Below are 12,402 nucleotides of genomic sequence, written 5' to 3'. Positions count from 1 at the left end.
CGTCCGGTCAGTCCTCGTCCAGGCGGAACGACGTGGGCCCCGCCGGGAGGCCGGACAGCTCCGCCTCGGCCACGTAGGTCCCGAACGCCGCCTCGTCGCCCCTGGTATCGCAGTCGTCGGTGCTGTGCCTGCGGTCCCACGTCACGGGGTGCGTCACCGAACCCCCGACCGGGACGACCGCGGGCTCGGAGGCGGGCCCCTCGGGGCAGTGGTCCGAGGTCCAGACCCGCTCGTCGGCGGTGTCCGCGACGGTGACGGTCAGTTCGCCGTGGCCGAAGTCCACGCGGCAGGCGCTGCCCGAGGTGTTCTCCACGGTGAGCAGCAGCTCCGGCTCCTCGCCGGGGGGATAGGCGTTGACGGCCGGGACCAGGGAGAGCTCCAGGTCGGAGGTCTCGCACAGGGGCACCCCCGCCGGATCGAGGCCGCCGCCGTCGCCGCTCCCGGCGCCGTCGGCCGCCGCCTCGTCCTCCTCGGCGCCCGCGCCGTCCCCGGCCTGCTCGCCGCCGTCCTGCTCACCGCCGTCGCCGGTCTCGTCGTCGCCGGTGCCGTCGCTCTCCTCGTCCCCGCCGCCCGAGGAGTCCGACTCCTCACGGCCGCCGGGCCGTTCGTCGATCAGGGACTCCGAGGGGGTGGGTCCCGGCGTGATGGATTCGGCGGGACCGCCCGCGCCGTCGTCGTGTCCGGCGGGTTCGTCGTCACCGCCTCCGGAGAGCAGCGCCCAGAGGACGAGCACCGCGATCAGCGCGACCAACGCGATCACGACGGCCCTCCGCCGCCAGTAGATGGAGGAGGGCAGCGGGCCGACCGGTGTGCGCAGAGATCCCACGCGGAAACCTTACGAGACTTCTGTCACCCGAAAGCCCCCTACCCTCCGCTTCCCAGGGCACCGTTCTGTATCAACGGCCGTCAACACGCGTCAACACGCGGGAGGGGCGGGCCGCTTTGTGCCGTGCCCAGGCCGTGCCAGGATCGCCCTTGCCATGACTGCGACGACATCGACGACAGCGACGACGACAGCGACAGCGGCGGCGATCACCGATCCGGAAGCCGGCGCCCCCGCCCACACCACCCTGCACGCCCCGGTCATCGAGTGGTTCGACCAGCACGCCCGCGACCTGCCCTGGCGCCGTCCCGAGGCGGGCGCGTGGGGCGTCATGGTCAGCGAGTTCATGCTGCAGCAGACCCCCGTCAGCCGCGTGCTCCCCGTGTACGAGGAGTGGCTGCGCCGCTGGCCGCGCCCCGCCGACCTGGCCGCCGAGGCGCCGGGCGAGGCCGTCCGCGCCTGGGGCCGCCTCGGCTACCCCCGCCGTGCGCTGCGCCTGCACAGCGCCGCCGCCGCCATAGCGGAACGGCACGGCGGCGAGGTCCCCACGGACCATCACCAGCTCCTCGCGCTGCCCGGCGTCGGCGAGTACACGGCGGCGGCGGTCGCCTCGTTCGCCTACGGGCAGCGGCACGCGGTGCTGGACACCAACGTCCGGCGGGTCTTCGCCCGCGCGGTCACCGGCACCGAGTACCCGCCGAACGCCACCACCGCCGCTGAACGCAAGCTGGCCCGCATGCTCCTGCCCGAGGAGGCGGCCACGGCGGCCCGCTGGGCGGCAGCCACGATGGAACTCGGCGCACTGCTGTGCACGGCGCGCGGCCCCGAGTGCGCGCGCTGCCCGATCGCCGAGCAGTGCGCCTGGCGCCAGGCCGGGTCCCCCGCCCACGCGGGTCCGCCCCGCCGCGGCCAGACGTACGCCGGGACGGACCGTCAGGTGCGGGGCAAGCTGCTCGCCGTGCTCCGCGAGGCGGTCGCGCCGGTGCCGCGTTCCGTCCTGGACCGCGTGTGGCACGACCCGGAACAGCGGATCCGCGCCCTCAACGGACTGGTCGGCGACGGCCTGGCGGAGCGCCTCCCCGACGGCAGATACCGGCTGCCGGGCACCGGCTGACGCCACGCCGGGAGGCGCGGAAACGGAAGCGGAAACGGTGGACAACGACGGACAACGGTGGCTATGGCGGGAACGGCGAGAGGCGGGGCTATCGCTCGCCGAACTCCCAGACCTGGACGGTCACCGGGCCCTCGGTGACACCGCCCGCGGCGCGGTAGGTGGCCTGGGCCGCGGCGTTGCCGCTGTCCACGGGCACCCACATCCCGTAACAGCCCCGCTCCCGGGCGAGTTCCGCCAGGGCCTCGACCAGGGCTCGGCCGATGCCCCCGGCGCCGGTGGTCCTCCTCGACGCCCAGCTCGTAGAGGCACATCTCGGTGCCCTTGTCGGGGTGGCTCATCCCGATCCCGGTGATCATGCCGACCGGGGTGCCCGTCGCCGGCTCACGGGCGACCAGCAGGTGGTGCCCCGGCAGGGCGAGGAAACGCTCCGCCCACTCCTCGCGCACCGGCCCGTCGAACAGACCCCCGGCGGCGACGACGCCGGCGACCCTGGTCACCCTGCTGATCTCGACCATGCGCCCCACGCTGATCGGGACTTGCGGGACGTCGCTCCTACAACTGGAACCAGACCATCTTCCCCGGCCCGGGGGCGTGGTGGCAGACGTCCCACTTGCGGGCGCAGCGGGTCAGGAGCAGCAGGCCGCGGCCGTGCTCCCGGTCGTCTGACGGCGAGCGGTCGGGGACGTCGGGTTCGCCGGGGGCGCGGTCGTAGACGTGCACCTGGAGGTCTCCCTCCGGGGACCAGCAGGCGTGGACATCGACGGGGGGCGGCGTCGGGCAGTGCCGGGACGCCTTGATCGCGTTGCTCACGACCTCCGACGTCAGCAGGACGGCGGTGTCGATGAGTTCTTCGTTGCCCGGCACGGCCGTGCTCAGCGCCGTGCGCATGGCGTCGCGGGCGTTGCGCACCCACACGGGGTGGGCCGGGAAGCGCAGGGCGAAGTCGGCGGTCCCGGACCGCACGGGGACAAGGCACATGCCGTGCTCCTCAGTTACTCAGCCGTCAACCTCCTTACGTGTGCCATCTCCTGCCCGGACCAACCCGTTTCGCCCTCTTCCTGGCCGGATTTCTTACCGGGGAGTGAACTTCCGGCGCGGCGCCCGCTCCGCCGCGTGGGCCGCGAGGGTCAGGACCGGACGGCCCGTCACCCGTACCACCGCGCCGGTGACCGGCGTGAATCCGCCGGCACGCGCCAAGGGCGAGGAGCGCCGCCCCCGTCACCGGCGTGGTCATGGCCTGGTCCCTTCATCGTGTGAGGAGAACGTGCGGCCCATCCGGGGGCACCTTCACGGACGATGAATATCCCCACACCCTAGTTTCATATCCGATCCTCCGTCGAGGGTGGATCGTTGACCGTAGAATCAGCCCCATGGATGTCCTGGCCGATGCCTTGTCCGCGATGCGCGTCGGCACGTCCACCTCCGCCAGGACCGAGGCGCGGGCACCCTGGGGGCTGCGGTTCCCGGCCATCGACGGGGCCTCCTTCCACGTGGTTCTCCAGGGCACCTGCTGGCTGGTGCCGCACGAGGGCGGCGCTCCCCTGCCGCTGACGACGGGCGACATCGTGTTCCTCCGGGACGGAAGCGCCCACGGGCTGGCCGACGACCCGGCCACGCCGCTGGCCGACTTCATGCCGGACCGCCAGGACCCGACGTCCCCGATCGGGCAGGTCCGCATCGACGGCCCCGGGGCCCGCACCATGCTGCTGTGCGGCGCCTACCAGTTGGGGAACGGCCGCCCGCACCCGCTGCTGTGCGAGCTGCCCCGCGTCGTCCACCTGCCCGCCCGGCCGGGGCGGCACGGCGCGCTGCACGCGATGACCGGGCTGCTCGGCGCCGAGCTGGACGAGCGCAGGCCCGGCCGCGACGGCGTGGTGCCCGCCCTGGTGGACGCGATGCTGCTGTACATCCCTGTCTCTTATACACATTCCCGAGCCCACGAGACAGGCAGAAATATCGTATGCCGACTTCTGGCTGACTACATAACATCAACCAACGTAATGACGTTGGTTCTAGCGTTAATCTGAATACAGGTTAGTGAATCGTTTGTGACAGGCTTAGTGTGGCGGACGACAGATTAGATGTGTTTTATGAGAAGACCAATGATTTGAGTGATTATTTTCTTGAAACAGAAGGCGGCATGCGAGCTTCCGGCCTGTCCCGGGGGCTCGAATATGTTGATAAGAGCCAGGAGGGCATCCACGCCGAGCCGGCCCGCCCCTGGACGGTGGAGGAGCTGGGCATGCGCGGCGGGCTGTCGCGGTCGGTCTTCGCACAGCGCTTCACCACGCTCGTGGGCGAGTCCCCGCTGGCCTATCTGACCTGGTGGCGGATGACGATCGCCGGGCGGCTGCTGCGCGAGTCGGACGCGCCGCTCAGCGCGGTGGCGCAGCGCGTCGGGTACTCCTCGGAGTTCGCCTTCGCCAAGGCGTTCAAACGCGCCTACGGGCTGGCCCCCGGCCGCTACCGGCGCGGCGCCCCGCACTGAGCGGCGGGACGGCCCGCCCGGCCCACGGGCCCGGTCAGCCCGTCAGTCCCGCCGCCCGGCTCTCCACCGGCTCCCGGTACCTCGGCAGGTGCGGCGCGAGGGCCCGCAGCAGCAGCGCCACCGCCTCCCGCTCCCGGCCCGTGTCCGTCAGCGCCAGGGCGAGGAACGCGTCCACCGCGCCGTCCAGCTCGTCCGAGCCTTCCGCCCGCTCGTGCCGCAGCAGCGCGACGCTCTCCTCGGCCTCCCCCAGGTTCCGCAGGGTGCTGGCGAGCTGGATCACCGCCTGCCGCCGCAGGGCGCCGCCCAGCCCGGCGGCCAGCGCCCGCCGGTACAGCACGGCGGCCTCGGACTCCCGGTCCGTGGCGTCGTGCGCGGAGGCCAGCTCGAACAGCCCCACCGGGTCGTCCACGGGCAGCTCGGCGACGAGCCGCCGCATGGCGTCCCGGAAACCGGCCGGGTCGTGCGCGTCGAAGGCGTCCCACAGCCGCGCGGCCCGCCGCTGCCAGTCGCTCATATCCGCTCCCTGACATGACACTCGGCCAGATGGTCGTTGACCAGCCCGCACGCCTGCATCAGGGCATACGCCGTGGTGGGCCCGACGAACCGGAAGCCGCGCTTCTTCAGCGTCCTGGACAGCGCCACGGACTCGGGCGTCGTCGCCGGTATCTCCCCGGGGCCGCGCGGCGCGGGCCGGCCCTCCGCCTCCGGCGCGAAGGACCAGATCAGGTCCGTCAGCTCGCCCTCGGCCCACCCGGCGGCCACCCGGGCGTTGCCCACGGTCGCCTCGATCTTCGCCCGGTTCCTGATGATCCCCGGATCGCCCAGGAGGCGCTCCACGTCCTCCTCGGTGAACGCCGCGACCTTGGCGACCACGAACCCGTCGAACGCCGCCCGGAAGCCCTCTCTGCGGCGCAGGATCGTCAGCCAGGAAAGGCCGGACTGGAACGCCTCCAGGCACAGCCGCTCGAACAGCGCGTCGTCCCCCCGGACCGCGCGCCCCCACTCCGTGTCGTGGTACTCCCGGTAGTCCTCCGGGGCCACGCCCCAGGGGCAGCGCGGCAGCCCGTCCGCCCCGGCCACCGCCGACGCCAGCGTCGTCTCCATACCCCGCAGTCTGCCGCAGGGGTCTGACAGTCAGGGAACCTCACGCAGATACAGGGCGCCGCAGGTGTGGCAGAACGGTTCCGCCGTCCGGCCCCACTCCTCGTCCGAGAGCGACCGCGCCCCGGGCCGCAGCGCCCGCCCGCACATCGCGACGGCCTCCTCCCCGCGCACCATGTGCCAGGTCTTCACCGGCCCCGGCCGGCCGGCCTCCGGCTCCGCGTTCTCGTACTCGGCGCGCATCAGATGCCGCATGGCGACCGACCTCCGTCCTCACCGCGTCCCAGCGTCCGGCCCGCCCCCACCCCCCATCCTCCGTCCGGTCCGCCGGGACCGCACCCTGCTACCGTGGGTTCGGCTCTGTCCAGACTGGACAGAATCGGGAGTGAGAAGCGAGCGCGAAGGGCGTGGACGCGATGCACTGGCAGGTTCAGGAAGCCAAGCAGCGGTTCAGCGAGGTGCTCCGGCAGGCGACCGCCGGGGAGCCCCAGCTCGTCACCCGGCACGGCGAGGAGGTCGCCGTGATCCTCGACATCCGGGAGTATCACCGTCTGCGCGGCGAGCGCCTCGACCTGCGGGACTTCCTGCTGGAAGGCCATGACGACGAGCTGGCGGCCGAGCTGGAGGCCGCCGTGGCCGCCCGCGACCTGCCGCGCGCCGTGGACTTCGGAGAGGACTGAGCGGGCGATGTACCTGCTCGACACGAACGTGGTGTCCGAGCTGCGCAGGCACCGCCCCGATCCGCGGGTCGCCGCGTGGATCCGTGGCGTCCCCGACCGTTCCGTCCATCTCAGCACGCTGATCGTCGGCGAGATCCGCAAGGGTGTGGAGAACATCCGGCACCGCGACGCCGCCCGGGCCGCGGCGCTGGACCTGTGGCTGGACGACCTGCGCCACCGTTACGCGGACCGCGTCCTGCCGGTGACGGCCGACATCGCCGAAGCGTGGGGCCGCCTGAGCGCCGCCCGCCGGGTCCCCGCCATAGACGGCCTGCTGGCGGCGACGGCCCTGGTCCACGACCTGACCCTGGTCACGCGGAACGTGAAGGATGTCGCACACACGGGCTGCCGCGTACGGAACCCGTTCCGCCCCTGACGCCCACCGCGCCCGGACGCGCCGACGCCCCCGTGACCCTGAAGCGGGCCACGGGGGCGTCGGTGTCGTTCAGCCGATCAGCGGGGGGTCACTCGCCCTTGGAGAGGTTCGGACCGCCCTTGGCCGCCTGCTCCACCGGCGGCACGTCCGGCAGGGAGGACTTCTCCTCACCCCGGAAGGTGAAGACCTGGTCCTTGTCCTCGCCCTCGGTGTCCACCACCACGATGTGGCCCGGGCGCAGCTCACCGAAGAGGATCTTCTCGGACAGGATGTCCTCGATGTCCCGCTGGATCGTCCTGCGCAGCGGCCGGGCGCCGAGCACGGGGTCGTAGCCGCGCTTGGCGAGGAGCTGCTTGGCCTCGGTGCTCAGCTCGATGCCCATGTCCCGGTCCCGCAGGCGGTCGTCCACCTGCGCCACCATCAGGTCGACGATCTTGATGATGTCGTCCTGGGTGAGCTGGTGGAAGACGACCGTGTCGTCCACACGGTTGAGGAACTCGGGCCGGAAGTGCTGCTTCAGCTCGTCGTTGACCTTGGCCTTCATGCGCTCGTACCCGGTGGTCACGTCGCCGGCCACCGCGAAGCCCATGTTGAAGCCCTTGGAGATGTCCCGGGTGCCGAGGTTCGTCGTCATGATGATGACGGTGTTCTTGAAGTCGACGACCCGGCCCTGGGAGTCGGTCAGACGACCGTCCTCCAGGATCTGGAGCAGCGAGTTGAAGATGTCCGGGTGGGCCTTCTCGACCTCGTCGAACAGCACCACCGAGAACGGCTTCCGGCGCACCTTCTCCGTGAGCTGGCCACCCTCCTCGTACCCGACGTAGCCGGGGGGGGAGCCGAACAGCCGGGAGACGGTGTGCTTCTCGCCGAACTCCGACATGTCGAGGGAGATCAGCGCGTCCTCGTCGCCGAAGAGGAACTCCGCCAGCGTCTTGGACAGCTCGGTCTTACCGACACCGGACGGGCCGGCGAAGATGAACGAGCCACCGGGGCGCTTGGGGTCCTTCAGACCGGCCCGGGTCCGCCGGATGGCCTGGGAGAGCGCCTTGATGGCGTCCTCCTGGCCGATGACGCGCTTGTGCAGCTCGTCCTCCATGCGGAGCAGACGCGAGGACTCCTCCTCGGTGAGCTTGAAGACCGGGATGCCGGTGGAAGCGGCCAGGACCTCGGCGATCAGCTCCTCGTCCACCTCCGCCACGACGTCCATGTCGCCGGACTTCCACTCCTTCTCCCGCTGGGCCTTCGCGGCGAGGAGCTGCTTCTCGTTGTCGCGGAGCGAGGCGGCCTTCTCGAAGTCCTGCGAGTCGATCGCGGACTCCTTCTCGCGGCGCACGTTGGCGATCTTCTCGTCGAACTCCCGCAGGTCCGGCGGCGCGGTCATCCGGCGGATGCGCATCCGGGAGCCCGCCTCGTCGATGAGGTCGATCGCCTTGTCGGGCAGGAACCGGTCCGAGATGTACCGGTCCGCGAGCTGGGCCGCGGCCACCAGCGCGGCGTCGGTGATCGAGACGCGGTGGTGCGCCTCGTACCGGTCGCGCAGGCCCTTCAGGATCTCGATCGTGTGGGGCAGGGACGGCTCGGCGACCTGGATCGGCTGGAAGCGGCGCTCCAGGGCCGCGTCCTTCTCCAGGTACTTGCGGTACTCGTCCAGCGTGGTGGCACCGATGGTCTGCAGCTCGCCCCGGGCCAGCATCGGCTTCAGGATGCTGGCGGCGTCGATCGCGCCCTCGGCCGCGCCCGCGCCCACCAGGGTGTGCAGCTCGTCGATGAACAGGATGATGTCGCCGCGGGTGCGGATCTCCTTGAGGACCTTCTTCAGGCGCTCCTCGAAGTCACCGCGGTACCGGGAGCCGGCGACCAGGGCGCCGAGGTCCAGGGTGTAGAGGTGCTTGTCCTTGAGGGTCTCGGGCACCTCGCCCTTGACGATGGCCTGGGCCAGCCCCTCGACGACGGCCGTCTTGCCGACGCCGGGCTCGCCGATGAGGACCGGGTTGTTCTTGGTGCGCCGGGAGAGCACCTGCATGACCCGCTCGATTTCCTTCTCGCGCCCGATGACCGGGTCGAGCTTGGTCTCGCGGGCGGCCTGGGTGAGATTGCGGCCGAACTGGTCCAGCACCAGGGAGGTCGACGGGGTGCCCTCGGCGGGGGCGCCCGCGGTCGCGGCCTCCTTGCCGCCCGAGTAACCGGACAGGAGCTGGATGACCTGCTGCCGCACCCGGTTGAGGTCGGCACCCAGCTTCACCAGGACCTGGGCGGCGACGCCCTCGCCCTCGCGGATCAGGCCGAGCAGGATGTGCTCGGTGCCGATGTAGTTGTGGCCGAGCTGGAGGGCCTCGCGGAGCGAGAGCTCCAGAACCTTCTTGGCCCGGGGGGTGAAGGGGATGTGCCCGGACGGGGCCTGCTGGCCCTGGCCGATGATCTCCTCGACCTGCTGGCGGACCGCCTCAAGCGAGATCCCGAGGCTCTCCAGGGCCTTAGCGGCGACACCCTCACCCTCGTGGATCAGGCCCAGGAGGATGTGCTCGGTGCCGATGTAGTTGTGGTTGAGCATCCGGGCTTCTTCCTGAGCCAGGACGACAACCCGCCGCGCGCGGTCGGTGAACCTCTCGAACATCGTTAATCGCTCCTCAGAGCGGTCAGGCAGTAAAGGGGTCGGTCCCCTCCCTGTCCTTCCGCAGCTTAGTCCCGCAACGGGGGACCGCTCATTCCAACTGTCTGCTCCTGTCCCCGGCGGCGTGCCCCGAACAGGCGACAACAGTTCCAACCCGATGGTGCGAGACGATGTTCCCGCAGGCCAAGTACCAGCACTCCGGATGGCTACGCCGTCGGCGAACGCCGCCGCGCGACACACCCGGACCCACCGCTACCGCCCCCTCATCCGTGAGTGGCCCATCGTCCGTTATGAACTGCCTACCCCTCCAGGCTGACACTCCATGCCGCATCAGCCACGGACATCCGCTACAGGCGAACGCGAACACCTGACGCGGTCGGTCGCAGACACCGCGTAACTCTTCCGTACGGGAGCGGGTCGCCCACGCAGGACACTCGCGATTCGGCCCCCGGGCACACCTCGGGGGGCCGCTCACATGATCGCGGCCCCCCGGACCCGGGACCCGGCCGAACGGCCTGCCCGGACTCGCCGGACGCGCTCCGGCCGGTGTGCGACTTCAGACGCCTGCCTTCTCGTACGCCTCGCGAATGTTGGCGGGAACACGGCCGCGGTCATTGACCTCGTATCCGTTTTCCTTGGCCCAGGCGCGGATTTTCGCGGTGTCCTGGCTCGCGCCGCCACCGGCCGCGGGAGCCGCCGGGGTACGGGTACGGCCACGGGCGGCCCGCGCCCCACCGGCGCGGCGGCCGGCCTTGACATAGGGCTCAAGGGCCTCACGGAGCTTGTCCGCGTTATCGGAGTTGAGGTCGATCTCGTAAGTCTTGCCGTCGAGCGCGAACGTTACGGTCTCGTCCGCCTCGCCGCCGCTGAGGTCATCGAGGAGAAGGACCTGAACCTTCTGTGCCACGGGGCTACTCCTCATTCATGTCGCCGAATACCACTGCTGTTGTACTGCGGACGTAATCAAACCGCTAGGGCTGGGAAAACACAAACCCCAGGTGCGGGATTACCGGGCATCCGATAAGACACGGGCGGACGATCCGGACATAACGGCCATGCGTCGCTTCCGTCAGAGATGCAGCAGCATCCTGCTGTTACCCAATGTGTTGGGCTTGACCCGTTCCAGCCCCAGGAACTCGGCTACTCCCTCGTCATAGGAACGCAGCAGCTCGCTGTACACATCACCGTCCACCGGGGTCTCACCGATCTCGCGGAAGCCGTGCCGGGCGAAGAACTCGACTTCGAAGGTGAGGCAGAAAATGCGCCGGACACCGAGCCACCGTGCCGTCTGGAGCAACTTCTCCAGCACGCGATGCCCTACTCCCTGGCCCTTCAGGAGCGGATCCACCGCGAGCGTGCGCACCTCGGCCAGGTCTTCCCACATGACGTGCAGAGCGCCGCAGGCCACCACCCGGGCGTCGTGGTCCCGCTCGGCCACCCAGAACTCCTGAATGTCCTCGTAAAGCGTCACCGTCGCCTTGTCGAGCAGGAACCCGTCGCGTGAGTAGACATCGATGAGGTGGCGCACCGCGCGGACATCCGTGGTCCTGGCGCGGCGGACGGTGACTTCCGTTGAGGTTTCGGGCACAAGCCGGAGGCTATCGCTGCGTGGCTTCGCCTTCGCCTTCGGGGGCGGCGACCTGTACACCGGGGACATCCACGACGCGCAGCGCGTCGCGCAATGCCTCCGTCTGCTCGGCCGACATCATCCCGAAGAAAGCGACGAGCGCCGCCGCGGCCTTGTCGCTCTCGGTCCATGCGTCATTCATCAAAGCCGCCGAGTAGGCGGCGCGAGTGGAGCCCGCCTCATAGCGATAGGCCCGCCCCTCCTGCTCGCGGCGGACCCAGCCCTTCTGATGGAGGTTGTCCAGGACGGTCATCACCGTCGTATAGGCGATCGAACGCTCACGCCGCAGATCTTCGAGAACTTCCCGCACGGTGACGGGCCGGTTCCACTCCCATACACGGGTCATCACGGTGGGCGGGAAGAGTGCGGCGACGTAGTCCACAGCGGTCGGCCTCCTTGGACGCGCTCGGTTTGAGCCGTCCGACAGACTACCGACCGCTCTGGGCGGAGTTCTCCCCGCGTCCCTCGCTTCCTCCGCCCGGCCCCTCGCCGGGCGGCGCGGGCGGCGCGACGGGGGCCGCCGGCCGCTTGCGGCGCGGCGGGAAGACCTCCGCGGGGGTCGGCACGGGGCGGCGCGGGCGCTGTTCGGCGTTCTGGTCCCCGTCACCGCCTGGGGTGGGGGAACCCTGGGAACCGTTGGACGTAACCATAAACCGACATTAAGTGGTAAGCAGACAAATCGCTCGCCATTGCGTCGGCGGCGGCGTGTTCCGGCTCCCCGCGCGCCGGGCGGCGGGGAACCGGGTCAGGAACGGGAGACGTTCCGCTCGTAGACCAGCCGGAGGCCCACCAGGGTCAGCCAGGGCTCGTGCTCGTCGATGACCGTGGACTCGCGCAGGACCATCGGGGCGAGCCCGCCCGTCGCGATCACCGTCACGTCGTCCGGGTCGTCGGCCAGCTCCCGCGACATGCGCTCGACCATGCCGTCCACCTGTCCGGCGAATCCGTACAGGATGCCGGACTGCATCGACTCCACGGTGTTCTTGCCGATGACGTGGCGCGGCCGGGCCAGCTCCACCTTGCGCAACTGGGCGCCGCGCAGGCCCAGGGCCTCGACGGAGATCTCGATGCCGGGTGCGATCGCCCCGCCCGCGTACTCGCCGCGCGCGGAGACCGCGTCGTAGGTGGTGGCCGTGCCGAAGTCCACGACGATGCAGGGGCCGCCGTACAGCTCGACCGCCGCGACCGCGTTGATGATGCGGTCGGCGCCGACCTCCTTGGGGTTGTCGGTGAGGATCGGCACCCCCGTCTTGACGCCAGGCTCGACCAGCACGGCCGGGATGTCGCCGTAGTACCGCCGGGTCACCTCGCGCAGCTCGTGCAGCACGGAGGGGACCGTGGAGCAGATGGCGATGCCGTCGATGCCGTCGCCCAGCTCCTCGCCGAGCAGCGGATGCATGCCCATCAGGCCCTGCAGGAGCACGGCCAGCTCGTCGGCGGTACGGCGGGACTCGGTGGAGATGCGCCAGTGCTCCACGATCTCCTCGCCGTCGAAGAGACCGAGGACCGTGTGGGTGTTGCCGACGTCGATAGTGAGCAGCAT

At 70.6% G+C, this 12,402-nt stretch carries 13 protein-coding genes and 1 pseudogene; 4 read left to right on the top strand and 10 right to left on the bottom strand.

Annotated features, from left to right (window positions below; translation table 11 throughout):
• Positions 1–7: 7 nt before the first annotated feature.
• A complete protein-coding gene (locus BN2279_RS18090; protein WP_059010809.1) occupies positions 8–826 on the bottom strand; it encodes a DUF4232 domain-containing protein in 819 nt (272 codons plus the stop codon).
• 154 nt (positions 827–980) lie between these two features.
• Here BN2279_RS18090 and BN2279_RS18085 point away from each other — a divergent pair, with 154 nt between their 5' ends.
• Complete coding sequence (locus BN2279_RS18085; RefSeq protein ID WP_059010807.1) at positions 981–1,937, top strand: HhH-GPD family protein; 957 nt, start codon at positions 981–983, stop codon at positions 1,935–1,937.
• 552 nt (positions 1,938–2,489) lie between these two features.
• Here BN2279_RS18085 and BN2279_RS18075 read toward each other — a convergent pair.
• Positions 2,490–2,915, bottom strand: coding sequence for an ATP-binding protein (locus tag BN2279_RS18075; RefSeq protein WP_059010805.1), 426 nt, complete (start codon positions 2,913–2,915; stop codon positions 2,490–2,492).
• Positions 2,916–4,134: 1,219 nt separating this feature from the next.
• On the opposite strand from BN2279_RS18075, the pseudogene BN2279_RS18065 reads away from it, so the two are divergent.
• Positions 4,135–4,425, top strand: a pseudogene (locus tag BN2279_RS18065) (helix-turn-helix transcriptional regulator); the annotation flags it as partial.
• A gap of 34 nt (positions 4,426–4,459) precedes the next feature.
• On the opposite strand, the gene BN2279_RS18060 reads toward BN2279_RS18065, so the two are convergent.
• From BN2279_RS18060 to BN2279_RS18050, 3 genes are read right to left on the bottom strand one after another with little or no spacing between them, the layout of a single operon-like run.
• A complete protein-coding gene (locus BN2279_RS18060) occupies positions 4,460–4,939 on the bottom strand; it encodes a tetratricopeptide repeat protein (protein WP_059010799.1) in 480 nt (159 codons plus the stop codon).
• Complete coding sequence (locus BN2279_RS18055) at positions 4,936–5,529, bottom strand: DNA-3-methyladenine glycosylase I (protein ID WP_059010797.1); 594 nt, start codon at positions 5,527–5,529, stop codon at positions 4,936–4,938. The genes BN2279_RS18060 and BN2279_RS18055 overlap by 4 nt, the downstream gene beginning before the upstream one ends.
• A 30-nt stretch (positions 5,530–5,559) precedes the next feature.
• Positions 5,560–5,781, bottom strand: a complete 222-nt coding sequence (locus tag BN2279_RS18050) for a hypothetical protein (protein WP_059010796.1) — start codon at positions 5,779–5,781, stop codon at positions 5,560–5,562.
• Positions 5,782–5,942: 161 nt separating this feature from the next.
• On the opposite strand from BN2279_RS18050, the gene BN2279_RS18045 reads away from it, so the two are divergent.
• Positions 5,943–6,206, top strand: coding sequence for a type II toxin-antitoxin system Phd/YefM family antitoxin (locus tag BN2279_RS18045; RefSeq protein ID WP_059010975.1), 264 nt, complete (start codon positions 5,943–5,945; stop codon positions 6,204–6,206).
• 7 nt (positions 6,207–6,213) lie between these two features.
• Positions 6,214–6,621 (top strand): type II toxin-antitoxin system VapC family toxin, encoded by a 408-nt coding sequence (locus tag BN2279_RS18040; protein ID WP_059010794.1) that lies wholly within the window; start codon positions 6,214–6,216, stop codon positions 6,619–6,621.
• A gap of 88 nt (positions 6,622–6,709) precedes the next feature.
• Here the strand turns inward: BN2279_RS18040 and BN2279_RS18035 are convergent, their stop codons facing one another.
• The 5 genes from BN2279_RS18035 to BN2279_RS18015 form a co-directional block, all read right to left on the bottom strand.
• Positions 6,710–9,235: an ATP-dependent Clp protease ATP-binding subunit gene (locus tag BN2279_RS18035; protein ID WP_059010792.1), complete on the bottom strand. Its 2,526-nt coding sequence runs from the start codon at positions 9,233–9,235 to the stop codon at positions 6,710–6,712.
• A gap of 553 nt (positions 9,236–9,788) precedes the next feature.
• Positions 9,789–10,139, bottom strand: a complete 351-nt coding sequence (locus tag BN2279_RS18030; protein ID WP_059010790.1) for a histone-like nucleoid-structuring protein Lsr2 — start codon at positions 10,137–10,139, stop codon at positions 9,789–9,791.
• Positions 10,140–10,301: 162 nt separating this feature from the next.
• A complete protein-coding gene (locus BN2279_RS18025) occupies positions 10,302–10,820 on the bottom strand; it encodes an amino-acid N-acetyltransferase (protein ID WP_059010788.1) in 519 nt (172 codons plus the stop codon).
• Positions 10,821–10,830: 10 nt separating this feature from the next.
• On the bottom strand, positions 10,831–11,205 hold the full coding sequence (locus tag BN2279_RS18020; protein WP_059010974.1) for a BlaI/MecI/CopY family transcriptional regulator: 375 nt from the start codon (positions 11,203–11,205) through the stop codon (positions 10,831–10,833).
• 399 nt (positions 11,206–11,604) lie between these two features.
• On the bottom strand, positions 11,605–12,402 hold the full coding sequence (locus BN2279_RS18015; RefSeq protein ID WP_059010786.1) for a type III pantothenate kinase: 798 nt from the start codon (positions 12,400–12,402) through the stop codon (positions 11,605–11,607).

Source organism: Streptomyces specialis (assembly GCF_001493375.1).
Lineage (GTDB): Bacteria > Actinomycetota > Actinomycetes > Streptomycetales > Streptomycetaceae > Streptomyces > Streptomyces specialis.
This window is presented reverse-complemented; position numbering and strand designations above follow the sequence as displayed.